This is a genomic window from Luedemannella helvata (assembly GCF_039528415.1).
Classification (GTDB): Bacteria; Actinomycetota; Actinomycetes; order Mycobacteriales; family Micromonosporaceae; genus Luedemannella; species Luedemannella helvata.
Map to the genome: position 1 here is coordinate 41369 of NZ_BAAALS010000027.1, position 24084 is coordinate 65452.

Genomic DNA, 24084 nt, shown 5'->3' on the forward strand with positions numbered 1-24084 from the left:
CGTCCGCCACCCAACCGGCCTCCCGTCAGCAGTTCTTGTAGCTGCTGACGGTGCCCCAGCTGCACGTGTCGATGGTCTTGCCGGCCTTGTCCTTGAGGTAGGCGGTGTCGCCGGAGTTGTTCCAGATGTAGGCGTAGCTCGACGGGCCGACCCGGCCCCAGTAGCGGGTCGTCGACGTGTTCGTGCCCTTGCCGGTCTTGATGGTGATCGTCTTGCCCGCGCCGATCTTCACGGTGCTGGCGAACTTGTAGATGTGGCCGGCCGCGGTGGACTGCTTGTCGCGGATCGTCCAGCCGCTCAGGCTGATCGTCGACTTCGTCGTGTTCTTGATGACGATGTACTCGCCGTTGAGCTTGGCGTTCGTGGCCGGGGTGTCCGCGCCGGGCGTGTTCACGTACACCTTGGTGATCATGACCTTGGGGGTCGCGGCCTGGGCGGCCCCGGCCGGGGTGAGCAGCGCGGCGGCCAGCGCGGCCGCGAGCGGGGCGGCCAGGCGAACGGCGAGACGCATCATCGGATCCTCTCGGTGGGGTGAACAAGAACCTCGGGAACCTATCGGCGGCTCAGCTTGCCTGTTAACCATTCTTTGGCCGGGATGTGGATTCATTGGGCTGCTGTATCGGCCAACCAATCCATAGTTCGACCGGCAAGCGGATACGAAGAAGCGGCCGACCCGACGACGTCGGATCGGCCGCTTCGGTGAATGCTCAGCGCTCGATCTCGCCCTGGATGAAGGACTCGACCGAGGCGTGCGCGTCGTGGTCGTTGTACTGCACGGGCGGGGACTTCATGAAGTACGACGAGGCCGACAGGATCGGGCCGCCGATACCCCGGTCCTTGGCGATCTTCGCGGCCCGCAGGGCGTCGATGATGACGCCCGCCGAGTTCGGCGAGTCCCACACTTCCAGCTTCAGCTCGGCGTTGAGCGGAGTGTCGCCGAACGAGCGGCCCTCCAGCCGGATGTAGGCCCACTTGCGGTCGTCGAGCCACGGCACGTGGTCGGACGGGCCGATGTGGACATCGGACTTGCTCATCTCGTGCGGGATCTGGCTCGTCACCGACTGGGTCTTCGAGATCTTCTTCGAGACCAGGCGGTTGCGCTCCAGCATGTTCATGAAGTCCATGTTGCCGCCGAAGTTCAGCTGGTAGGTGCGCAGCAGCTCAACGCCGCGGTCCTCGAACAGCTTCGCCAGGAGGCGGTGCACGATCGTGGCGCCGACCTGCGACTTGATGTCGTCGCCGACGATCGGGATGCCGGCGTCGGTGAACTTCTGCGCCCACACCGGGTCGGAGGCGATGAAGACCGGCAGCGCGTTGACGAACGCGGCACCGGCGTCGATCGCGGCCTGGGCGTAGAACTTGGCGGCCTCCTCGGAGCCCACCGGCAGGTAGCAGACGACCACGTCGACCTGCGCGTCGCGCAGGGCCTGGGCCACGTCCACCGGCTGCTCGTCGGACTCCTGGATGATCTCGCGGTAGTACTGGCCGAGGCCGTCGAACGTCGGGCCGCGCTGCACGGTCACGCCGGTCGGCGGCACGTCGGCGAACTTGATCGTGTTGTTCTCGCTCGCGCCGATGGCGGCGGCCAGGTCCTGGCCGACCTTCTTGGCGTCCACGTCGAACGCCGCGACGAACTGCACGTCGCCGACGTGGTAGTCACCAAACTTGACGTGCATCAGGCCGGGAACCCGGTCCTGCGGATCGGCGTTGCGGTAGTACTCCACCCCCTGCACCAGGGATGAGGCGCAGTTGCCCACGCCCACGATGGCGACGCGTACGGAGCCCATCGCGGTGCCCTCCTTCATCATCACGTCCGCTCCGGGGTGTCCGAATGCGGCTTCATACCTTCGGTGCCCCCCGCTGGGGCAGGTCCGGGGGTGCGGCCGGAGCGCTCGCTCGCGATGAGCTCCTCCAGCCAGCGAACCTCGCGCTCGGCGGCGTCGAGGCCGTGGCGCTGCAGTTCGAGCGTGTAGGCGTCGAGGCGCTCGGCGGCCCGGTTGAGCACGTCACGCAGGCCCTCGCGGCGCTCCTCGACCTTGCGGCGGCGACCCTCCAGGATGCGCAGGCGGGTAGCCGGGTCGGTGCGGGCGAAGAACGCGAAGTGCACGCCGAAGCCCTGGTCCTCGAACGTCTCGGGGCCGGCCTGGGCGAGCAGCTCCTGGAACCGTTCCTTGCCCTCGGCGGTGATCTTGTAGACGACGCGGCCGCGGCGACTCGTCATGGGCGGCACCTCGGCGCCGGCCGGAGCGGCCGCCTCGTCGTCCGCGTCGCCCTCGGAGATCCACCCGATGGCCTGGAGTTTGCGCAGGGTCGGGTAGAGGGAACCGTAGCTGAACGCGGCGCGCAGGGCGCCGACCTTGACGGCCAGCTGCTTGCGCAGCTCGTACCCGTGCATCGGTGACTCGTGCAGGATGCCCAGGATCGCCAGGTCGAGCACGGTCACCTCCCTCGCACGTCCGGCCGCTATGACGAGACGATACCCCTCGCCGATGTATCGGGCCGATACATCGAGACTAAGACTCCCGGGTGGCGTCCGCAACGGTGGGTCCGGTCACCCCCCGTTCACCGGTGGTCGGGCCGTGAGCTGCCGCGTACGCTCGTCCGCATGCGGTCGCAGCGCCAGGTGGTCGACTACTCGCTCCAGCGCAGGGCGCTGCTGCGCGAGGTCTACTCCGGCCGCGCGGGCACCTATGAGGTGTGCGACGCCTCGCCCTATCTGCTCAGCGCGGCCCGGTTCCACGGCGAGGCGACCGAGGAGCGCTGCCCCATCTGCCGGCGCGAGAACCTCACGCACGTCCACTACATCTACGGCGACGAGCTGCGCCAGTCGGCCGGGCAGGCCCGCTCGCGCAAGGAACTGCCGGGTCTGGCGCATTCGCTGCGCGAGTTCCAGGTGTACGTCGTGGAGGTGTGCCGCGGCTGCGGCTGGAACCACCTCGTGGAGCAGTTCGTCCTCGGCCGCGACACGATGAACGACCCCGCCGAACTGGGCACCGAATCGATGTAGTGCGATCGCTTGGCGGCTTAACGTACGGTCACAAGCCGTGTTTTCCCAGTTGCGGGCGGTGTTGTCAGATGTCCGCGTGTCGCCTAGTGGCAACGTTACGCGTACTCTCAGGTTCATGTGTGTGCGGTTGGCGCGATGAGCATGGATATTCGGATCGCGCCGCGTGCACCGGTACAGGAGGGCATGCGGTGATCAGGAGGCCACTGCTGGCAGGGTCCGGGAGGGACCGCCAGACAGTGGAGTTGGTCACAGCGAGGCCGATATTTCAAGCTAAGTCGGGAAACATGCACGGCGTCCGCCTCCCGGGCAACGGCGCCCTGCGGACCGACACAGCTTCCGGCCAGCGTCCGACGACGCGTACCTCACCGCAACTGGGCAACGGAGACTCCGTGACGCCCCGAAACGGCAGGGTGTGACACATGAATCCGTACGACGACGAGCCGAGCCCTGCGCGGGGGTGGCCCGCGGGCGACGAGCCGAGCCCGGCCCGAGGGTGGCCGGCGGGCGAGGAGCCTGAGGGCAGCGGCCCGGTGGGTCGGGCACGGCCGGTCTCGCCGAGCGGCACGGGCCGCGCCGCGGTCGGCAGTGCGTCGGTGGGCGGCCCCCCGCCCGCCACCCCTCCACCACCGGCCAACCCGGCCACGGGCAGCGCGTCGGTCGGCAGCGCCGCCGTAGGCAGCGCCTCCGTCGGCGGCCCACGAGGCAGCGCGCCGGTCGGCCGCGCGCCAGCGGGCCGTGCGGTCGTGCCGGGCCCTGGCGGCCCCAACGGTCCGGTGAGCCCGGGCGGTCCAGGTCCCGGCGGTCCGGGCGGTCCCGGTCCCAGCGGTCCGGGCGTTCCCGGAGGTCCCGACGCGCCCCGCGAAGGCGGCGCCACCGGACGGGCGGTCGTCGGGCGGGCCATGGTGCGTCCCGGTGCCGGTGGCCCCGGCGGACCAGCCGGCCCTGGCGGTCGCGGCCCGGGCGGTCGCGGTCCCGGTGGACGCGGCCCGGACGGACCGGACGACTTCGACGAGCTCGGCGAGCCGTACCCGTCCGGCGAGAACGGGCAGAGCGGCAAGAAGCCTCGGGACCCCGCCAAGGCCAAGAAGGCCCGCCGCCGCAACATCATCATCGCGGCGTTCGCGGTGTTCATCATGCTCACCGGCATCGGCGTGGTCGGCGGCACCTACTACGTCGCCAGCGTCCCCGCCCCGGAGGACATCAAGCTTCCCGAGTCGACGATCGTCTACTACAACGACGGCAAGACGGTCATGGGCAAGCTGGGCGAGTTCAACCGTACGATCATCAAGATCAAGGATCTCCCGGAGTACGTCTCATGGGCCGTGATGTCGGCCGAGGACCGTACGTTCGAGACCAACCCCGGCATCGACATGAAGGGCATCATCCGCGCTGCCTACAACAACTTCACGGGCGGCACCAAGCAGGGCGCGTCGACCATCACGCAGCAGTACGCGCGTGATGCCGCGAACCTCACCGGCGTCACGTACTCCCGCAAGCTCAAGGAGGCCGTGATGGCGTGGAAGCTCGATGATGAAAAAGAAAAGCCCCAAATCATGGAGATGTACCTCAACACCGTGTACTTCGGGCGTAACGCGTACGGCATTGACGCGGCCGCGCAGGCCTTCTTCGGGAAGAAAGCGAAGGACCTCAAGCTCCCCGAGGCGATGGTGCTTGCGGGTGTCATCAAGTCGCCGGGTGACGCGGCCTTTGACCCCTCGGTGAACCCGCAGGCGGCCCTGGACCGGTTCGAGTACATCCGCAAGGGCCTCTATGAAGCGCCCCTGAAGAAGATGCCCCAAGCGGAGGCGCAAGCGCTCACCTTCCCGAAGAACGTGGTGAAGTGGTCGCCCAACAAGCCGAGCGCCAGCAACATGCTCGACAAGCCGACCGGTCTCGTGGTGCAGCACGCCCTGTCGGAGCTGCGTCAGTCCGGTAACGCCGAGTTCAAGGACAAGCCCAAGGGCTTCATCGAAAACGGCGGCTACAAGATCATCACGACGATCGACAAGGACGCCAACGACGTCGCTCTGAAGTACGCCGATGAGACGCGCAAGACGTTCTCGTTGTACGGCAACGTCCCCAAGTACGTCCAGGCGGCGCTCGTGTCCATCGAGCCGGGGACCGGGCGGGTGCTCGCGTACTACGGCGGGCATAACGGCGCCGGCGTCGACTACGCGGGCTGGTACTACGACGAGGACGGGGTGCCCACCGGGTACGGCAAGCATCCACCCGGCTCGTCGATGAAGGTCTACGCCCTGGCAGCCGCCCTCAAGGAGGGCATCTCGCTGAAGTCGTACTGGGACAACAAGTCACCGCGTGCCTTCCCCAAGAGTGGCCGGACGGACAGTAACCCGGTGCGTAACTCCAGTTCGGCGGCTTGCGGCAAGGTGTGCAACCTGATCGACGCGACGGCCGCCTCGCTGAACGTGCCGTTCTTCGGACTCACCGAGCAGCTCGGCGCGGACAAGGTCATCGACATGGCCAGGAAGGCCGGCATCGATGACATGTGGGCCACGGTGAAGGACGACAACGGCGCCATCGTGCAGAAGCGCATCGACCTTCGCACCAAGAAAGGCAAGGACGTCGCGCCCAAGTACTTCGGCACGGAGGTCGGCATCGGGCAGTACCCGATCACCGTGGTGGACCACGCCAACGGCATGGCCACGCTCGCCGCCGACGGCGTCCGCGCGCAGGCGCACTTCGTCAAGGAAGTGAAGAAGGCCAACAAGACCGTCTACAGCGAGAAGCTGCCGACGGGCAAGGACGAGCCCATCCTGCCGAAGAACGCGATCAATGACCTGACCTACGCGCTCGAGCAGGTGACCGCCGGTCGGCTGAACGACGGTCAGGACAGCGCCTCCAAGACCGGCACCTGGCAGTACGGCAAGAGCACCGTGGACAACGCGCACGCCTGGATCGTCGGGTACACGAAGAACCTGGCGACGGCCGTGTGGATGGGCACCAGCGGTAACAAGGAACGGCCGCTGCGGTTCGGCAAGACTGGGAACGGCGCCCCGATCTACGGCTCCAACGGTCCTGGCCTCATCTTCAAGTCTTTTCAGGTCGAGGCGACCAAGGCGATGAGGCTCAAGCATGAATCTTTCGGCCAGCCGGTCTTCCTCGGCGATGAGGGCGCCGGCAACACGCCTTCACCGAAACCGAAGGTCGACCCGAGCCGAGGGCCGAACTGCCGCTTCAACAACCCCATGTGCAACACCGACCAGCCGACCGCGCCGACCACGGAATTCCCCACTCAGCCCACGACCGAGCCCGGCGGTGGCGGCGGTCCCGGCGGTGGCGGTGGCGGTGGCGGCCCCGGAGGCGGCGGCGGGGGCGGTGGCATCGTCCTCACGCCACCGGTCGAGATCGCGAGGCGGCAACCCTGACGGATGGCTCGCGCCGTCGGATCGGGTAGGGCAGGATCGGCGTCTATGAGCGCAGCGCACGCCGACGTACTCCCCCGATCCGACGGCAGCGAGCCGGACGGTCCCGCGGGTCCGGACCCCGACGAGCCCATCGCCGCGCCGGGCCGCGAGGACCGGTTCATCGGGGGCCTCGCCGAGAGCATCGGCGGGTCGCTGGGGGATCACGCCGTTCGGCGGCCGCGGAAGATCTTCACACCGGTACGGATCGTGCTGGTGCTCGCGATGCTCACGTTCGGGCTGCACTGGCTGCAGAAGTACCCCTGCCAGGACGCCGCCTGGTCGAACTGGAGCCAGTACCGGTACTTCTGCTACACCGACGTCGTCGCCCTGTACTACGCGGAGGGCCTCGACCAGGGCAAGCGACCTTACTTCGACCACAAGGTCGAGTACCCGGTGCTCACCGGCGCGCTCATGGGTGTGATCGGTCTGCCGGTGCACAACTACGCGGTCACGCACCCGAACACGATCAACGAGATCATCTGGTTCTACAACGGGACGGCGTTCGTCCTGTTCGGGTTCGGCCTGGCCTCCGTGGCGGTCGCGCTCGCGCTGCGCCGACGACGACCCTGGGACGCCGCCATGATCGCGACGGCGCCCGCCCTCATCGTCACCGCGACGGTCAACTGGGACCTGTTCGCGATCGGGCTCACCGCGCTGTTCATGCTCGCCTGGGCCCGCAAGCACCCGTGGGTCGCCGGGTTACTCCTCGGGTTAGCGACCGCCGCGAAGTTCTATCCACTCTTCCTCGCCGGCCCACTACTGATCCTGGCGCTGCGGACGAAACGCTGGAAAGAAGCGTTGATCACCGTCCTGGTCGGCGGGTTCACCTGGCTCGCGGTCAACGCGCCGATCTTCCTTTACGCGCGCGAGGGCTGGAACGAGTTCTGGCGCCTCAGCGACGAGCGCGGCATCGACTGGGGCACCCTCTGGTACATCGGCGCCCACTTCCCGGCCGGTGTCGAGAAGTACGGCATCGAGCCGTTCACGACGCTCGGCGGCAACATCGACCTGCTGAACAAGGTGTACCAGGGCCTGTTCTTCCTGTGCTGCCTCGCGATCGGCGCGCTCGCCCTCCTCGTCAAGCGCCGCCCGCGCTTCGCGCAGTTGGCGTTCCTGGTCATCGCGGTCTTCCTGCTCACCAGCAAGGTGTGGTCGCAGCAGTTCGGCATCTGGCTGATCCCGCTCGCCGTGCTGGCGCGACCCAAGTGGGGCGCGTTCCTCGCCTGGCAGGCCGCCGAGTTGATCTATTTCTTCAGCTTCTACGGCGAGCTGCTGACGGTCTCCGGCAAGCACATCTTCCAGGAATGGGTGTTCGTGTTCGCCGCCTCCTGTCGTTGGATCACCCTCGCGGTCCTCGTGGGCCTCGTCGTCCGCGACATCCTGCGACCACAGAATGATCTCGTACGCCGGACGTACGACGACGACCCCGACGGCGGCCCGTTCGACGGCGCCCCCGACTGGCCGGTCCTGGAGAAACTGCGGTTCTGGGAGAGACGTCGGGAAACCCCTGCTGATCCGGGACCCGAGCTGCCAGCCGCGGCGACGGCCTGAACCAACGAACCGCGCCGCCGACCGGATGTATGGTCGGCGGCGCGGTTCGTTGGCAGCCCTTGGTTGGGCGCGTCAGGGCGTCACGTCGAAGACGACCGTGCCGTCCGGGCGCACGTCCTTGGTGATGCCGAAGCCGTCGGCGGGCAGGTTCGCCGGGTCGGCCCACGGGGTGCCCTTCGCGAGGCTCGGCACGATGACGACCGACTCGATGCCGATCTTGCGCAGGTAGTTGATGCTGCCCGCGTCCGGGAAGGCCTTCGTCTGCTGCCGGATTTCGGCGAGCTCCGTAGGTTGGAAGCCGCTCGCGCCGTTGGCGAGGTCGACGAACGTGTCCGTGGTCCACAGCATGATGTGCATGTCGGGCAGGTCGGTGCTGGGCAGCACCAGGACCGGGCCGGTCACGTCGCGCAGCGCGGCGGGCTGGGCCGGCATGCGCGGGTGCGGGGTCGCGTTGAGGCCCTCGACGAGCACCAGGACGAGCGGCACCGCGATCGCGACCCGGGCGACGCTGGGCATCGAGTAGTGGCCGCGCGCGCGGGCGACCGCGAGCGTCTGGCGGCCCAAAGCGGACACCGCGCCCGCGGCCAGCAGCGCGAGCAGCAGGGTCGTCCACACGACCAGCCGGCCGGGCGTACGCAGGCCCTCGAAGCCGGGCAGGTTGCGGTAGAGCAGCAGGTAACCGAACTCGCCGTCGCCCCAGGCCTGCGTCCCCATGCCGAGGTAGACGCTGACGCCCGCGCCGGCGGCGAGCAGCAGGCGGGTGCGCACCGACCAGACGGAGAAGAACACGCCGGTCAGCGCCAGGGCGTACAGGACGAAGCCCGGGAGCAGGTCCATCTCGGCGGGAAACGGCAGCAGCTCGCGCGAACTGGCGTGCAGCTGCCCCCACAGCACGGACTCCGGCGGCGAGGTGAAGTAGCCCCGCAGCGGCGGTGAGAAGAACCCGAGGAGCGCCTCCGTGCGTCGCGCCTGCGGGTACAGGTCGAGGACCTTGAGGTAGGGCAGCGCCATCCCGACGCAGACGCCCGCGAAGATCAACCCCCCGGCGCTGTCGGCCAGCAGCAGCCGCTTCGACGGCCAGCCCGGGCCGCGCCACCTCGGCCGGCTCCACAACCACCGGACCACGCCGATCAGGACGGCGCCGAGCAGCACGTACGCGAAGACGAGGCCGATGCCGAAGCCGATCGTCAGCTGCCAGGCGGCCACGAGCCAGCCGGCGAAGACGAGACCGGGCCGGATCGCGCGCGCCGACGTGTCCTCGTCGGGCTCGCGGCGCGGGAACGGGAACCGGATGCCGTGCCCACGCGCCAACAGGGCCAGCGCGAGCGCGATGCCACCGGTCGAGATGACATGCAGGTGTCCGGCCTGGCCGAGCCGCCACGGCGCGAGCGCGAAGACGGCCCCACCGACCGTCGCCCCGAGCGGACCGGTGCCGAGCTGTCGGGCCAGGGCGTACATCCCCACAAAGGCCAACGCCAAGATCAAAACATAAATGATGTTGTACCGGATGAGCGCCGCCTCCGGGCCCGTCCCGATCAGCGCGAACGGCGCGTACCCGAGGAACGAGTCGCTGAACGCCAGCCCGTACGGCGACGGGTAGAACGCGTTGAGGTGCCACAGCTGCGACGGGTCGGTCAGCAGGGCATGCCCGCCCCACGCGATCAGATACGCCACCAGGGTGGGATCGCCCAGATCCTGTGGGAGGGTACGCGCCGGGTCGCGCAGGGTCGGCCACGTCATCAGTACGGCCAACGCGAGCGCGCCGAGGCACACCAGGGTCCACTCGTGACCGAGGAACCGACCCAACGGCGCGAGTCGCCGCCTGACGCGGTCAGCCCGGGTCGGCGGCGCCGGCGGCGCCGGCGCGAACTTCCGCCAGACCGCCAGGCCGGGGTCGTCCGTAGGCCTCCGCTCCTGAACGGCCGGCCCGGCCGTGACGTCAGTGCCGCTCGTGGCCCGGTCACCGTCATGCGTACGGTCGGCCGCGTCGCGTGCGGCCGCGGCGAACAGCGCCGCGCCCGGCCCGTCACTCGCCCCGCGCGGCAGCGGCGACGCGAGCGCCCGCGGCGGCGACGTGGGCGCGGCCGGTGGCGAGCTGAGCGCGAGCGGTGGTGACGTGGGCGCGGTCGATGGCGACGTGGGTGCGGCCGGTGGTGACGTGGGTGCGGCCGGCGACGATGAGGCCGCGGGTGGAGCCGAGACGGGCGCGGGTGGAGCCGAGACGGGCACGGGCGACGCTGGTGCGGCCGACGAGGTCGGTGCCCGCCTGGTCGGCGGGTTGTCTTCGGCATCGCCCTGGCTCAGCGGGCCCTCGCCCGGGACTTCCCGATCGGCGTCTTCGGCTGTCGCATCGCCCGTCGACGGTTCGCCGGCCGGGCCCGGGTCGGTTGCCGGGCGCGACTCTTCGTCGGCCGGCGCCGCGCGGTCCTTGTCGGCGGTCACGCGGTCAGGCCCTTGCGGATCAGGGCGATGTCGGCGCCCTGGCCGTCGGCGCCACCCGGTGTCTCGACCACGGCGGGCGCGCCGGCCGCCTGGATCACCGCGACGATCAGGTCCGGGTCGATCGTGCCCTGGCCCAGGTTGTCGTGGCGGTCGCGGCCGGAGTCGAAGGGGTCGCGCGAGTCGTTCGCGTGCACGAGGTCGATGCGGCCCGTGATGGCCTTGACCCGGTCGACGATGCCGAGCAGCTCCTCACCGCCTGCGAAGGCGTGACAGGTGTCCAGGCAGAAGCCCGCACCGTACTCGCCGATGACGTCCCAGAGGCGGGCGAGTGCGTCGAAGCGGCGGGCGCACGCGTTGTCGCCGCCGGCGGTGTTCTCCACCAGGACGGGGAGGGGGAAACCGCCCTCCTTCGCGGCGTACTCGAAGGTCTTTTTCCAGTTCTCGAAGCCGGTGGCTACGTCGTTGCCCTTGTCGACGTGTCCGCCGTGCACGATGAGGCCCTTCGCGCCGAGGTCGGCTGCGGCGCGGGCGTGCGAGAGCAGCAGTTTGCGGCTGGGGATGCGGATGCGGTTGTTCAGCGTGGCGACGTTGATCCGGTAGGGGGCGTGGATGAAGATCTCCACGTCGGCGGCCCTCAGGGCATCCGCGTCGGCGCGGGGCTGCGGGTCCGCCCAGGCCTGCGGGTCGGTCAGGAAGAACTGGACGACGTCGGCCCCGCGGGCGGCCGCCTCGGCAAGCGGGTCGGCGGGGTCGACGTGGGCACCGATACGCATAGCGGGCAGCCTACGGGCCGGGCCCGACACGCCGCAGCACGGCGTTGGCCGGGGCGGGAACGCGGGGGCAGGCCGCCCGATGGCGCCACGCAGGTGAGCAAGCGTGACAATGCAGATAATTCGGGCTAACATTGGACTCACAAAACAGACAAATCCCCGAGACACAGTCTCCGCGGGGCGTCGTTGTCCTACCTCGTCGGTGTGGTCGTTCCTCCCCAGGTCCCACCCAAAGAATGCGGACAGCGCGCCCCGCGGTCTTTTCGGTGGCGCGAGGGCCCCTGGTAAGCCACCAAGATCTCCATCTCGTGTACCGGAGCGCAGCTGGGCTGCGCGTCTGCACACGAAACAGCGATCATGACTCGACCCGCTCGTGGAGCGGCGCCCCGTGCCACCTTTGTGGGACGGATTCGGTTGCGCGGGTCACGGGCTGTATCGTGGTGGGCTGGTTGTGCCTGGTTGTCAGGGGCAGCCGGCCGCGCCGGTCAGTCGCGACCCGCGCGGTGACGCTTGACCTCCTGCCACGGAGAGCCCGTGGCCGCCTAGCCCATAGGAGGTGAGAAAGTCTTGCGTCATTACGAGATCATGGTCATCCTCGACGGCGCTCTTGAGGAGCGCACTGTCACGCCGTCGCTGGACACGTACCTGAGCAATGTCATCCGTTCGTCGGGTGGCTCGGTGGAGAAGCTCGACGTCTGGGGGCGCCGCCGCCTTTCGTACGAGATCAACAAGAAGACCGAGGGCATCTACGCGGTCATCGACCTGCAGGCCACGCCTGAGGCGGTTGCCGAGCTGGACCGTCAGCTGCGGCTGAACGAGTCCGTCCTGCGCACCAAGGTCATTCGCCCGGAAACCCGCTGAGGGACCCCGGGGTTATCCCGAACCGTCGCACCTATATGGCAGCGTGAGCCACGACAAACAATCGTGGCGTAAAGCTCTGGAGTGACCATGGCAGGAGAGACCGTCATCACGGTCGTCGGTAACCTCACCGACGACCCTGAACTGCGCTTCACCCCGTCGGGGGCGGCCGTTGCGAAGTTCCGCATCGCGTCGACCCCGCGGACCCTCGACCGTCAGACCAACGAGTGGAAGGACGGCGAGCCGCTGTTCCTGGCCTGCTCGGTGTGGCGGCAGGCGGCCGAGAACGTCGCCGAGTCGCTGCAGCGCGGCGCGCGGGTCATCGTGACCGGCCGGCTGCGCCAGCGGTCGTACGAGACGCGCGAGGGTGAGAAGCGCACCGTTATCGAGCTCGAGGTGGACGAAATCGGCCCGTCGCTGCGGTACGCCACGGCGAAGGTGCAGAAGGCGTCCCGCGGCTCGGGCGGTGGCGGCGGCTTCGGCGCCAGCGGAGGCGGTGGCGGCGGAGGCCGCGGGGCGTCGGTTGACGACCCGTGGGCCAGCTCCGCGCCGGCCGGCGGTTCGGGCTCCTCCTTCGACGACGAGCCCCCGTTCTAGGTAGCCCTGGAACAGAAGATTCACGGAGTACGACATGCCGAAGCCTGCGGCTCTCCGCAAGCCCAAGAAGAAGGTGAACCCGCTCGACAAGGACGGGATCACCTACATCGACTACAAGGACACCGCGCTGCTGCGCAAGTTCATCTCCGACCGCGGCAAGATCCGCGCTCGGCGGGTGACCGGCGTCAGCTCGCAGCAGCAGCGTCAGATCGCGCGCGCCGTCAAGAACGCGCGTGAGATGGCCCTGCTGCCCTACACCACGACGTCCCGCTGAGAGGAGGCCCGACTATGAAGATCATCCTTACTCAGGAGGTTACGGGCCTCGGTGCTCCCGGCGACATCGTCGAGGTGAAGGACGGCTACGGGCGCAACTACCTGCTCCCGCAGGGGTTCGCGATCGCCTGGACCAAGGGCGCCGAGAAGCAGATCACCTCGATCAAGCGGGCGCGCGACGCCCGGGAGATCCGTGACCTGGGCCAGGCGACCGAGGTCAAGGCGCAGCTTGAGGGCCTTGCCGTCAAGCTGCAGGCGCGCGCCGGCACCGGCGGCCGCCTGTTCGGCTCGATCACGCCCGGCGACGTGCAGCAGGCGGTTCGCACCGCAGGCGGCCCGGAGCTGGACAAGCGCCGCATCGAGCTGCCCGGCCACATCAAGTCGGTGGGCGCCTACCAGGTGCAGGTCCGCCTGCACCCCGAGGTGACCGCCAACTTCGCGCTCAACGTGGTCGCCGCCAAGTAGCGATAGCACAAAGGAGCAGGGCCGGCACTCAGTGCCGGCCCTGCTCCTTTTCGCTGATCAGCCGCTCGATCCCGTCGAGGATCCGGCCCAGACCGAAGGTCAGCGCGTGCTGCGGGTCGGCCACCCCGTCGTAGAACTCGCTGGACGCCTGCCCGACCCGTGCGGCGACCGGCAGGTTCATGCCCCGGCTGAACGTCTCCAGCAGGGGCGCCTGCGCCTCCCACCACTCCGCGTCGCTGCTGTCCTGCCGCGCCCGGCTCAGGCTCGCGGCCAGCCGCGCCTGCCCGTCGACGTGGCTGAGCACCAGGGTCAGGGCCGAGTCCATCTCGATGTCGCTGAGCCCGATGCCGTCGAGGGGGCGTAGCTCCGCCTCGTACTTGAGGAAGGCGTTGGGCCCGAACGCCGGTCGGACGCTGGCCGCGCCGAGCAGCCACGGGTGGCGCCGGTGCACCTCCCAGTTGCGGCGGGCGACGAACTCCAGCCCGCCCCGCCAGCCGCCCGGCTGCCGGGACGGCTCGTCGACGTCCGCGTACAGCTCCCCCCACGCCGTGTCGACCATGAGGTCGATCAGTTCCGTACGCCCCGGCACGTGCGTGTAGAGCGACATCGTGCCGACGCCCAGCTCGTCGGCCAGTTTGCGCATGGATACCGCGTCGAGCCCCTGGGCGTCCGCGACCCCCATGGCCGCCTTGACGATCCCGCGCACCGACAGGCCGGACCGACCGGTCTTCGTCTGCGTACCCCACAGCAGAGCGAGGGTGCGCGCGGTGTCGGTCATAAGGACTAGCCTAACAGTCACCGTACAGTGTACGGTACAGCGCACGGTTCGATCCTGGGAGGGGACTGGATCATGAAACAGGCAGGCGTCACCGCACACCAGGTGCGCAAGACCTATCGCGGCGCCGACGCGCCGGCGCTCGACGGGTTCGATCTTGAAATTCCGGCCGGTGCCGTCTATGGGCTGCTCGGGCCCAACGGCGCCGGCAAGACCACGGCCATCCGGATCCTCGCCACCCTCATGCGCCTCGACGCCGGGCAGGCCACGGTCGCCGGCTTCGACGTCAGCACCGAGGCGGCACGGGTCCGGCAGCGCATCGGGCTCGTCGGGCAGTACGCGGCCGTCGACGAGATCCTCAGCGGCCGCCAGAACCTCGTGCTCTTCGGCCGGCTCAACCACCTCGGTCCCGCCAAGGCGCGCAAGCGGGCCGACGAACTGCTCGAACGCTTCGCGCTCGCGGACACCGGCACCAAGCCGGTCGCGAAATACTCCGGCGGCATGCGCCGGCGGCTCGACCTGGCGGCCAGCCTCATCGTCGCGCCCGAGGTGCTGTTCGTGGACGAGCCGACCACCGGCCTCGACCCGCAGGCGCGCCAGGAGGTCTGGGCCAGCTTGCGGGAGCTGTCGGCGGCGGGCACGACGATCCTGCTCACGACGCAGTACCTGGAGGAGGCCGACCAGCTCGCCGACCGCATCGCCATGCTGTGGCACGGCCGGGTGGTCAGCGAGGGTACGCCCGACGAGTTGAAGGCGTCCGTCGGCGGCGACTGGATCGACGTCGTCTTCGACCGGCCCGACGACGCCACCCGGGCGCTGCCGGTCCTGCGCGAACATGCCGACGGCGAGCCGAGGACCGAGCTGACCAGGGTCAGCATCCCGGTCGCGCAGCGCACCAGGGCGCTGATCGCGATCAGTACCGCCCTGGTCGGGGCGGGCATCGAGCCGGCGGAGCTGAACCTGCGCCGGCCCACCCTCGACGAGGTGTTCCTCGCCCAGCACGCCAAGCAGGAGGTGGCGGCATGATGACCGAGACCTGGGTGCTCGCCCAGCGGGAGCTCACCCACTGGCGTCAGCAGCCCGTGGGCGTACTCATCAACTGGTTCTTCACGGTGCTCATCGCGTTGATGTTCGGCGGGTTGTTCGGCGGCGCGATCGGGGAGAACTACTTCGACTACCTCATGCCGGGCATGTTCGCGCTCGCCATGTTCTTCGGCGTCGAGTCGACCATGACGGCCGTGTCGCAGGACTCGGCGAAGGGCGTGACGGACCGGTTCCGCTCCCTGCCGATCAGCTCGGCGTCCGTGGTCCTCGGGCGCTGCCTCGCCGACCTGATGAACTCGATCGTCGGCCTGGCCATCCTGGTCGCCGCCGCGGCGGCGCTCGGCTGGCGCTGGCACAACGGGATCGCTGCGGCCCTGGCCGCGTTCGGCCTGCTCCTGCTGCTGCGGTTCGCGCTGCTGTGGATCGGCATCCTGCTCGGGCTGACCCTCAAGGGCAGCGAGTCCGTGTCGATCGTGCAGATCCTCGTGTGGCCGGTCGGCTTCCTGTCGGGCCTGTTCGTCGACCCGGCGACGATGCCGGCGTGGTTGGGCGCGATCGCCGAGTGGAACCCGCTCTCGGCGACCGCCTCGGCCGTCCGCGAACTGTTCGGCAACCCGGGCACGCCGATCGGGGATCACTCGCTGCTGCTCGCCATCGCGTGGCCGGTCGCGCTCACCGCGATCTTCCTGCCGCTGTCGGTGCGCAGGTACCGCGACCTCGCGGGGTGAGGCGTCAGCTGCCGGTCGCCAGGGTGTGCACGACCGTCACGATGCCCGCGCCCATGACCGAGGCGGCGAAGCTGACCGTCAGGTTGCGCCACTCGTGGGCCACCCAGCGCAGGGCCAGGCCCAGCAGCAGGGACAGCAGCGCGGCCGAGAGCAGCCAGAGGGAGTTCCCGCCGAGCTGGTGCAGCACGAACGTGCGGCGGTTGGCCTCCAGTGTCAGCGCCCAGGCCAAGTAGAGCAGCAGGGGCACGCCGTACCAGGCGGCCGTGAAGATCGCGGCCCGTCGGTAGTCCAGTTGCTCCGCCACCGGGGTGGCCGGGGAGTTGATCCGCCGCATGGGGAACGACCCCCGGTACACCGGGGCGGCCGACACCGGCCGCAGCCCGGTCGGGTAGCCGTCGCCGGCGCGCGGCGGGTGGCCGTTGACCTTCGGCCCGCCGCCCTTCTCCGGCCGCGGACGGCCATAGGTCCTGGCCCACCGTCCGCGGCCGGCCGGCGGCTCCGGCTCGGCCAGGCTCAGATCCTCAACATCTCCCGGGTACCCCCCGGAGCGCCACGATCCGCTCTGCTCCCGGTCGACCCGGCGGGCGCCGCTGTCGGTCGACCAGGCGCCCGACCGATCGCCCGGATAGGAGTTGAGCCACGCCCCGCTGCGGGGCTCCGGCACGCCCGGGCGCGGCTGCGGCCCCGTGGACTCGGCGGAGTACGGGTACGCGTTCGCGGGGTACGGGCCGCCGACGCGCGGGTTGGCCGTACGCGGGTCGGCCGGTGGCGGGTCCGGGAACGGGCTGACCGGCGCGCGCGGGTCGGGGTAGGCGTCGGGGTAGGCCGAGGGCTCCGCCGGGTACGGACCGGCCTGCTGGGGGAATGCCCCGCTGCCGGCCTCGGGCGGATAGATGCTGGCGGGACGGGGAGGGTACGCGTTGGCCGCCGGATCGGGGACGCGACCGTCCTCGGCCCAACTGCCGGCTCCCCACTGCCCAGTCTCCACGGCCGAAGTGTGACCTGTCGCGGACGGTTTGGCCAGACTTGCGCGGACAACTTCCGATCGGGCGAACCCGAACGGGCCCACACGGCCCGCCACGCCAAGTTTCTTTTATCCACAGCCTGCGGATTCCGTTTGCGCACGTCAAAGCAGGTAGTCTTCGTCATCCCCAGGCGAGATCCCCAGCCTGTGCACATCCCTGTGCACAGGATGACCGGAATTCATCCACAGGTTGTCCCAAGGCTCATCAACAGGCCTGTTTGGAAAAGGGCGGCTTGGTTTCTATCGTGACTGGATCACAGGAGGCGTCGGTGACGCGGCCCGCGCGGGTTGTCGTACCCCGCGACTATCCATAGAGGCGGGCACGCCGCGCGAGCGCGTGCATGGTGGGGGTGGCACGGTGTCGGTCACCGACGATGTGCAGGCAGCGGGTTCGCGCACGCGCGAGCCGGCCGTCGAGCAGCCACGCGCCGCCGGCCCGAGCGAGTCCGGCTATGACCGCACCCCGCCGCAGGACGTCGCCGCCGAGCAGTCCGTCCTCGGCGGCATGCTGCTGTCCAAGGACGCCATCGCCGACGTCGTGGAGATCCTGAAGTCCAACGACTTCTACCGCCCGGCCCACGCCACGGTCTTCGACGCGGTCCTCGACCTCTACGGCCGGGGCGAACCCGCGGACCCGATCACGGTGGCGGCCGCGCTCGCCGACTCCGGCAACCTCGCCCGGGTGGGCGGCGCACCTTACCTGCACACGCTCATGAACATGGTGCCGACGGCGGCCAACGCGGCGTACTACGCGCGCATCGTCGCCGAACGGGCCGTGCTGCGCCGGCTCGTCGAGGCCGGCACCCGGGTGGTGCAGCTCGGCTACGGCGGCGGCCCGGGTGGCCGCGACGTCGACGAGATCGTCGACCTGGCCCAGCAGGCCGTCTACGAGGTCACCGAGAAGCGGGTCAGCGACGACTTCGCCGTCCTCAACGACCTGTTGCAGCCCACCCTCGACGAGATCGAGTCGGTGGGCGCGCGCGACGGCGTGATGACCGGCATCCCGACCGGCTTTTCCGACCTGGACCGGCTGCTCAACGGGTTGCACGGCGGCCAGTTGATCATCGTGGCCGGCCGCCCCGGTCTCGGCAAGTCCACGGTCTCGATGGACTTCGCGCGCAGCGCCTCCATCCGGCACAACATCACCAGCGCCATCTTCAGCCTGGAGATGAGCAAGGTCGAGATCGTCATGCGGCTGCTCTCCGCCGAGGCCAAGGTGCCGCTGCACGTGCTGCGCTCCGGCAAGCTCTCCGACGACGACTGGACCAAGCTGGCCCGGCGCATGGGCGAGATCAGCGAGGCGCCGCTGTTCGTCGACGACACGCCGAACATGAACCTCATGGAGATCCGGGCCAAGGCCCGCCGGCTGCGCCAGCGCAACGACCTGCGCCTCATCGTGGTCGACTACCTGCAGCTCATGTCGTCGCCGAAGCGCACCGAGAGCCGCCAGCAGGAGGTCGCCGAGCTGTCCCGGGGCCTCAAGCTGCTGGCCAAGGAGGTCGACTGCCCGGTCATCGCGGTCAGCCAGCTCAACCGCGGCCCCGAGCAGCGCACCGACAAGCGCCCCCAGCTGTCCGACCTGCGTGAATCGGGCTCGATAGAACAGGATGCCGACGTGGTCATCCTGTTGCACCGCGACGACTACTACGACAAGGAGTCGCCGCGCGCCGGCGAGGCCGACTTCATCGTCGCCAAGCACCGGAACGGCCCGACCGACACGGTGACGGTCGCCGCCCAGCTGCACTTCTCCCGCTTCGTCGACATGGCGATCGGCTAGGTCGACGACGACAGCAGGGTGACCACCTCGGCGTCGCTCGTCTGGGGGAACTCGCGGTAGAACTGGCTCACCGCCATGAAGCTGACCGGCGCCGACGGGCACACGACCCGGTCCGCTGTCGCCCGTACGAGCTGAAGTGAATCCGGCGCGGCGACCGGGACCGCCACGACCACCTCGACCGCCCCCAGACCTCGCGCCACCGCCACGGCGGCCCGCGCGGTCGCGCCCGTGGCCAGCCCGTCGTCCACGACGATCGCGACCCGGCCGGTGAGGTGGAGCGGCGGGCGGTCGCCCCGGTAGCGCCGCTCGCGGCGGACCAGCTCCGCCGCCTCGCGCTCGACCACCGCGTCGACGTCGCGGGGCGACAGCCGGCGCTCCACGTCGTCGTTGCGGACCCGGACACCGCCGGGACCGAGCGCCCCGAAGGCCACCTCCGGCGACCATGGCACGCCCAGTTTGCGGACCACGAGGACGTCCAGTGGAGCTTTCAGCGCGGCCGCGATGCGGGCCGCGACCGGCACCCCGCCGCGCACCAGGCCCAGGACGATCACGTCGTCGCGGTTCGCGTACCCGGACAGGGACGCGGCCAGGACATCGCCCGCCTGGGCGCGGTCGGTGAAGATCATCGCCCGTCCGCCGGTGTCAGACACATCACTCATGCTCCCGCTATCAGGCGTGCGGCGGGAACACTCCGCGAAGTTGGCGGGGCGGGGCGTCAGTCGTGACCGATACTCTCGTCGCTGTGCGCCAGGAACTCGTAATTCTTCGTGATCGCCGCTTCAGCCTGCTGTTCGCCGCGCGTACCTCCTCCATGCTCGGCGGCGCGTTCGGGCCGGTGGCGCTCGCGTTCGGGGTCCTCGCGCTGCCCGGCGCGACCGCGCTGACGCTGTCGCTGGTGGTGGCGGCCGAGTCCCTGAGCATGGTCGTGTTCATGCTGCTCGGTGGTGTGATCGCCGACCGGTTGCCGCGCTTTCGCGTCATGATGGCCGCCGACCTGGGCGCCGCCGCCGCGTGGGGCGGCCTGGCCGTCCTGTTGATCACCGGGTGGGCGCCGCTGTGGCTGCTCATCACGCTGTCGGCCGTGGCCGGCATGGCCACGGCGATGTTCTTCCCGGCCAGCACCGGGGTCGTGCCCGAGGTGGTGCCGGCCGAGCGGCTGCAGACCGCCAACGGGCTGCTGCGCCTGGGCATGAACGGCGCGCGCATCGGCGGGCTCGCGGTCGCCGGTGGCTGCGTCGCGCTGGTGGGGGCCGGCTGGACCATGGTCATCAACGCGGGGCTGCTGCTCGCGTCGGCCGCCTTCACGGCGGGCCTGCGGCTCCCCCGGGTGGTTACGCCCGCCGCCGCGCAGGGTTCGATGCTGCGCGACCTGCGCGAGGGCTGGGACGAGTTCCGGTCCCGGCAGTGGCTGTGGGTGCCGGTGACGCAGTTCGCGTTCGTCGTCATGGCGTTGCAGGCCGTGTGGACCGTGATCGGGCCGGTCGTCGCGAACGAGCGCCTCGGCGGCGCGAAGGGCTGGTCATGGGTGCTCGGCGCCGAGTCCGTCGGCATGCTCGTCGGCGTACTCATCGCGATCCGGGTGCGGCCCCGCCGGCCGGTACGGCTCGTGGTCTACATGGCGTTCCCGCTGGCCCTCGTGCCGCTGGCGCTCGGGGCGGGGGCGCCGCTGCTCGTGGCGGCCCTGGTGGCGTTCGTCGCGGGCATCGCCCTCGACACCCTGACGGTCGTCTGGGACACGACCTTGCAGCGCGAGATCCCGCAGTCGGCGCTGTCGCGGGTCAGCTCGTACGACGCGCTGGGCTCCCTCATGCTCGGGCCCCTCGGCATGCTGATCGCCGGACCGGCGGTGGCCCTGGTGGGCGCGCAGGCGAGCATGCTCGGCAGCGCCGTGCTCATCGCCGTGGCGTCGCTGCTCGCGCTGCTTTCGCCGGGCGTGCGGGACCTGCGCTGGACCACCCCGGTGGTGCCCGCGCCGCGTACGGACGGAGACGCGCCGCTCAGCCAGCCGGCTCCGACGGCGCTGGTTGAGGCCGCGTGACGGGCCGGCGCCGCTGCCTGGGCACGCGGGGCTCGTCCGTCGGCAGGCGCAGGCAGCCGGCCCAGACGAGAAACGCGACCGGGTAGAGCAGGTAGCCGAACCGGGTGGCCGGCAGCAGCAGGAGCGCCGCGAGCAGGCCGACGCCGGTGACCACCGCGGCGGCGGCCGCCGTGCGGGGCGGCCGGCGGATCACCCACACCCCGATGGCGAGGCCGGCGGCGGCCAGCAGCCCGAGCGCGACGTACCGGCCGTCCGGCAGCGCCGTGGCGATGAGGTACCCGGGCAGGGGCGACTGCGCGGGGCTCACGACGAGCCCGTGTCCGAGCGGGAACCGCAGGACGTTCTCCACGAACGCGCTCGCGTCGACGATGAGGGCGGGCACCAGGGTCAGCGCGGGCAGGCCGAGCGTGCCGGCCGCGAGGCGCAGGACAGCACGCCGACCCCGGGTGAGGGCGAGCACGCCGAGCACGATGGCGACCGGCCACGCGAACAGTTTCAGCGCGGCCGCGGCGCCGAGGGCGACGCCGGCCCACCCCCACCGCCTGGCGGCGGCGAACGCGAACGCGAGCAGGCACAACCCGAGTACGGGCAGGTCGTCGCCGCCCGTGGCGAGGGTAAGCGCGCACAGGGGCAGCACGGTAGCGACCTGCGCGGCGCGGATGAGCCGGGCGGGGTCGGCGCCGGCGCGGCGCAGCACGTACAGGGCGGTACCGAGGGCGAGCGCGGTCGCGACGGCGAACCAGACGCGCGCGTCGGACCACCAGTGGGCGCCCGGGTCGGCGGCCCTGACCAGCCCGAACGACGCCATCGCCGGCTGGTACGGCAGGTAGCCGAGGAGGCGGTCGGGCGCGTCGAGGGCGGCGATCGCGGCCCGCCCGAGGTACGGGGTGCCCGTCTCGATGAGGCGCTGGCCGCCGTCCTCGATGACGATGACCTCCTCCTGCGCGCGCCCGGCCGTGCCGGCGGCGCGCTGGATGGCCTCGATGACCAGCGGCAGGAGGGCGGTGGTGGCCCAGGTGACGCCGACGAGCCAGGCCCGCGCGCGGACGCCGGCGCTCTGGTGCCGGTTCAGCTGGACGAGGGCCGCGACGGCGGCGAGCCCGTACCCGGCGATCGCGATGGCCCCCCAGACACGGTGTGGGGCCAAAGTGGACGCCATCGCCGTGTAGGCGGCGAACAACGCGGACACGGCGTAGAGGACCACATCGAGCGCGAGCCCGCCTCGGGCCTGGTCGGCGGCCGAGGCTGCCCGACCAACCCGCAACCACATGGCGCAGAGTCTCGCACGCCCGCGCGACCCGCGAGGCCCCCTGACGCGCCGGGTACCCCTTCGGTCATCGCGTTATGCGGTCATCCGTCCGCCGGGCCGGGCCAGGCGGCGAGGGTGCTGTGGAGAAGGGCGGCGGCCGCCTTCGGGTCAGCACCCCGGCCCACTGCTATGCCCAGGAGGTACGTCGTGAGGGGCGCGGCGGGACGTTGCACGTGGTGCGCCGCGTCGCGCGCCAGGTCGAGGATCATCGTCAGGTCGACGTCGGTGGGGTCGAGGGCCAGCGCCCGGCAGGCGCTCGCGGTCCACTCATCCAGACTGGTCATCGCTCCACTCCTCCGCACGTCGCAGGTCGTCCACAGTGTCGCAGTCGAACGTGGGTGCGGGCCGACCGGCGCCGCGGCCCGCGAGGGCCACGCGGCGCACGCGCAGCCCGCCGAGCAGGGCGCGCAGCGACAGCCCGGCGGGCTCACCCACCTGGTCGAGCCGCGCGCGCAGCGCCCCGGCCGACCAGGCGCCGCACAGCCACTGGTCGCGGCCGTCGGCGTCGACCGCGACGGCACCGTCGACGCCGGCCGCCCGTGCGGCGGTCACCAGCTCGGTCACGTCGTCCTCGGCGAGGAACGGCAGGTCGGCGGCGAGGAGCACGACCACGTCGGGGCCGGCTGGTCCGATGGCCGCCAGCCCGGCCGCCGCCCCGGCGGCCGGGCCGCCGCCAGGCGGTGCCTCCAAGGTGACGATGACGTCGGCGGGCAGCAGGCCGATGAGCGTGTCCGGCCCGACGACAACCCGGGGACGGGCGGCCGCGACGGCCGTGAGCACCCGGACGAGCATCGGCACCCCGCTGACCGGGACGGCCGGCTTCGGTCCGGACGCGGCCATCCGCCGGCCGGCGCCCCCGGCCACGACGATCGCGCTGTACCCCGTCACGCAGTGATCGTGAGCCGGGCGGGGGTCGGCACGCAACCGACCCGCCTCAGCCGCGCGGGTCGAGGGCCGCGGGCCGCCGCCCGGCCGCGAACGCCTCGTCGAGCACCCGGGCGGGCGGGTAGTCGGGGTCGACATCGAGCACCCGGTCGAGCGCCGCCGTGGCGAGGGCCCCATCGCCGTCGCGCCACGCCGTCAGGGCGGCCAGGCTGCCCACTGCCGGGACGAGGTCCATCGGTGCCCGGCGCAGGGCGTCCAGCCACAGGCTGCGGTGCGCGGGCCGGTCGTCCGGGGACTCCTCGATCCGGCGCCAGAAGCGCTCGCCGACCGGTAGCAGCGAAGCGAGCACCGACAGCCAGGCCAGGTCGTCGTCCGTGAGCCCGGCACCGGAGCGGCAACGTCGCAGCGCCGCGTCGAGCGCCTCGTCGCCCGCCTCGATCAGCGCCCCGACCGGGTTGTCGGTGAGGTCGGCGGTGTCCGCCAACCCCATGAGGCGCTCGTCCGCGCGGCCCACGGCCGCCCACATCTCCACCTGCGCGGCGGGATCCACCGGCTCCACCTGGCTCACAACCGCCGCCCGGTCGGGGAGCGCGACCATGCCGGCGACCGTGGCCGCCGCGGCGACGGGCGAGGAGGCCACGTCGACCGGCGTGCCCTCGGCCGGGCAGCAGGCAGTGTTGGTGCACACGTAGGACCAGTAACGCCCCTTGGTCACCCGCAGCGCGTCGAGCACCGGAACGCCCCGACCGGCCAGCCGCGTCGCGGCCCGCGCGACCACGGGCGTGACCCGGCTCCTGGATCCGTAGCCGACGAGGATCGTGGCCTCGGCGGCCTGGTCGGTGACCATGCGGACCGCCTGGTCCAGCAGGCGGCGCAGCTCAGCCGCGCTGGGTCGGCCGGGCCTGCGGCCGGGCAGGTCGACGCGCACGTTGAGCACCGGGCGGCGCTCCCGCATCGCGACGATGACCAGGCTGTCAGCGGGGTGGAAACCCAGCATGTACGGGATCATGGCGATGATGTCGGCGGGCGAGGACAGCCGCAGCACGCCGCCGAACGGATCGGAAGTCATGCCGTCGAGGGTCGCGAGCCGCGCCGCTCGATCGCCAACCACGAGTC

At 70.8% G+C, this 24084-nt stretch carries 23 protein-coding genes; 11 read left to right on the forward strand and 12 right to left on the reverse strand.

What is annotated here, in order from left to right:
• Positions 1-25: 25 nt before the first annotated feature.
• From ABD191_RS23070 to ABD191_RS23080, 3 genes are all read right to left on the reverse strand, one after another.
• Positions 26-511, reverse strand: coding sequence for a lamin tail domain-containing protein (locus ABD191_RS23070; RefSeq protein ID WP_344085840.1), 486 nt, complete (start codon positions 509-511; stop codon positions 26-28).
• A 196-nt stretch (positions 512-707) separates the two neighbouring features.
• Positions 708-1787, reverse strand: coding sequence for an inositol-3-phosphate synthase (locus ABD191_RS23075; RefSeq protein ID WP_344085994.1), 1080 nt, complete (start codon positions 1785-1787; stop codon positions 708-710).
• Positions 1788-1807: 20 nt separating this feature from the next.
• Positions 1808-2437 carry a PadR family transcriptional regulator gene (locus ABD191_RS23080; protein WP_344085843.1) on the reverse strand — a complete coding sequence of 210 codons (630 nt, stop codon included), beginning with the start codon at positions 2435-2437 and terminating at the stop codon, positions 1808-1810.
• A 168-nt stretch (positions 2438-2605) separates the two neighbouring features.
• On the opposite strand from ABD191_RS23080, the gene ABD191_RS23085 reads away from it, so the two are divergent.
• The 3 genes from ABD191_RS23085 to ABD191_RS23095 all read left to right on the forward strand — a co-directional run bounded on the left by ABD191_RS23085 (position 2606) and on the right by ABD191_RS23095 (position 7983).
• Positions 2606-3007, forward strand: coding sequence for a DUF5318 domain-containing protein (locus ABD191_RS23085; RefSeq protein ID WP_344085846.1), 402 nt, complete (start codon positions 2606-2608; stop codon positions 3005-3007).
• A gap of 419 nt (positions 3008-3426) precedes the next feature.
• Entirely contained in the window at positions 3427-6393 is a 2967-nt protein-coding gene (locus ABD191_RS23090) for a transglycosylase domain-containing protein (protein ID WP_344085849.1), read from the forward strand.
• A gap of 45 nt (positions 6394-6438) precedes the next feature.
• Positions 6439-7983: a glycosyltransferase family 87 protein gene (locus tag ABD191_RS23095; protein ID WP_344085852.1), complete on the forward strand. Its 1545-nt coding sequence runs from the start codon at positions 6439-6441 to the stop codon at positions 7981-7983.
• Between the two features lie 72 nt (positions 7984-8055).
• Here ABD191_RS23095 and ABD191_RS23100 read toward each other — a convergent pair whose 3' ends face one another.
• Both ABD191_RS23100 and ABD191_RS23105 read right to left on the reverse strand, forming a co-directional pair.
• Positions 8056-10212, reverse strand: coding sequence for a hypothetical protein (locus ABD191_RS23100; RefSeq protein ID WP_425560830.1), 2157 nt, complete (start codon positions 10210-10212; stop codon positions 8056-8058).
• Between the two features lie 209 nt (positions 10213-10421).
• Entirely contained in the window at positions 10422-11198 is a 777-nt protein-coding gene (locus tag ABD191_RS23105) for a deoxyribonuclease IV (RefSeq protein ID WP_344085858.1), read from the reverse strand.
• Between the two features lie 564 nt (positions 11199-11762).
• On the opposite strand from ABD191_RS23105, the gene rpsF reads away from it, so the two are divergent.
• From rpsF to rplI, 4 genes are all read left to right on the forward strand, one after another.
• Positions 11763-12056: a 30S ribosomal protein S6 gene (gene rpsF, locus ABD191_RS23110; RefSeq protein WP_344085861.1), complete on the forward strand. Its 294-nt coding sequence runs from the start codon at positions 11763-11765 to the stop codon at positions 12054-12056.
• 87 nt (positions 12057-12143) lie between these two features.
• The gene (locus ABD191_RS23115; RefSeq protein WP_344085864.1) at positions 12144-12650 is read left to right on the forward strand and encodes a single-stranded DNA-binding protein; all 507 of its coding nucleotides are present in this window, start codon (positions 12144-12146) and stop codon (positions 12648-12650) included.
• A gap of 34 nt (positions 12651-12684) precedes the next feature.
• On the forward strand, positions 12685-12924 hold the full coding sequence (rpsR, locus tag ABD191_RS23120; RefSeq protein WP_344085867.1) for a 30S ribosomal protein S18: 240 nt from the start codon (positions 12685-12687) through the stop codon (positions 12922-12924).
• Positions 12925-12938: 14 nt separating this feature from the next.
• Complete coding sequence (rplI, locus tag ABD191_RS23125; RefSeq protein ID WP_344085870.1) at positions 12939-13388, forward strand: 50S ribosomal protein L9; 450 nt, start codon at positions 12939-12941, stop codon at positions 13386-13388.
• A gap of 28 nt (positions 13389-13416) precedes the next feature.
• Here rplI and ABD191_RS23130 read toward each other — a convergent pair whose 3' ends face one another.
• Complete coding sequence (locus ABD191_RS23130; RefSeq protein WP_344085873.1) at positions 13417-14166, reverse strand: TetR/AcrR family transcriptional regulator; 750 nt, start codon at positions 14164-14166, stop codon at positions 13417-13419.
• Positions 14167-14238: 72 nt separating this feature from the next.
• Here ABD191_RS23130 and ABD191_RS23135 point away from each other — a divergent pair, with 72 nt between their 5' ends.
• Positions 14239-15189 carry an ATP-binding cassette domain-containing protein gene (locus ABD191_RS23135; protein ID WP_344085876.1) on the forward strand — a complete coding sequence of 317 codons (951 nt, stop codon included), beginning with the start codon at positions 14239-14241 and terminating at the stop codon, positions 15187-15189.
• Positions 15186-15935 (forward strand): ABC transporter permease, encoded by a 750-nt coding sequence (locus tag ABD191_RS23140; protein WP_344085879.1) that lies wholly within the window; start codon positions 15186-15188, stop codon positions 15933-15935. The genes ABD191_RS23135 and ABD191_RS23140 overlap by 4 nt, the downstream gene beginning before the upstream one ends.
• 4 nt (positions 15936-15939) lie before the next feature.
• On the opposite strand, the gene ABD191_RS23145 is transcribed toward ABD191_RS23140, so the two are convergent.
• Positions 15940-16923: a hypothetical protein gene (locus ABD191_RS23145; protein ID WP_344085882.1), complete on the reverse strand. Its 984-nt coding sequence runs from the start codon at positions 16921-16923 to the stop codon at positions 15940-15942.
• A gap of 394 nt (positions 16924-17317) precedes the next feature.
• Between ABD191_RS23145 and dnaB the strand changes: the two genes are divergently transcribed.
• Positions 17318-18736 (forward strand): replicative DNA helicase, encoded by a 1419-nt coding sequence (dnaB, locus tag ABD191_RS23150; RefSeq protein WP_344085885.1) that lies wholly within the window; start codon positions 17318-17320, stop codon positions 18734-18736.
• Here the strand turns inward: dnaB and ABD191_RS23155 are convergent.
• Complete coding sequence (locus tag ABD191_RS23155; RefSeq protein ID WP_344085888.1) at positions 18733-19395, reverse strand: phosphoribosyltransferase; 663 nt, start codon at positions 19393-19395, stop codon at positions 18733-18735. The genes dnaB and ABD191_RS23155 overlap by 4 nt on opposite strands.
• A 62-nt stretch (positions 19396-19457) precedes the next feature.
• On the opposite strand from ABD191_RS23155, the gene ABD191_RS23160 reads away from it, so the two are divergent.
• Positions 19458-20774, forward strand: coding sequence for an MFS transporter (locus ABD191_RS23160; RefSeq protein WP_344085891.1), 1317 nt, complete (start codon positions 19458-19460; stop codon positions 20772-20774).
• Here the strand turns inward: ABD191_RS23160 and ABD191_RS23165 are convergent.
• The 4 genes from ABD191_RS23165 to ABD191_RS23180 all read right to left on the reverse strand — a co-directional run bounded on the left by ABD191_RS23165 (position 20734) and on the right by ABD191_RS23180 (position 24037).
• Entirely contained in the window at positions 20734-22044 is a 1311-nt protein-coding gene (locus ABD191_RS23165; protein ID WP_344085893.1) for a glycosyltransferase 87 family protein, read from the reverse strand. The genes ABD191_RS23160 and ABD191_RS23165 overlap by 41 nt on opposite strands.
• 80 nt (positions 22045-22124) lie before the next feature.
• Positions 22125-22367, reverse strand: a complete 243-nt coding sequence (locus ABD191_RS23170) for a DUF6457 domain-containing protein (protein WP_344085896.1) — start codon at positions 22365-22367, stop codon at positions 22125-22127.
• Entirely contained in the window at positions 22351-22971 is a 621-nt protein-coding gene (gene mobA, locus ABD191_RS23175) for a molybdenum cofactor guanylyltransferase (RefSeq protein ID WP_344085899.1), read from the reverse strand. Before mobA ends, ABD191_RS23170 begins: the two co-directional genes overlap by 17 nt.
• Before the next feature lie 46 nt (positions 22972-23017).
• The gene (locus ABD191_RS23180; protein WP_344085902.1) at positions 23018-24037 is read right to left on the reverse strand and encodes a DUF4192 domain-containing protein; all 1020 of its coding nucleotides are present in this window, start codon (positions 24035-24037) and stop codon (positions 23018-23020) included.
• Between the last annotated feature and the right edge of the window lie 47 nt (positions 24038-24084).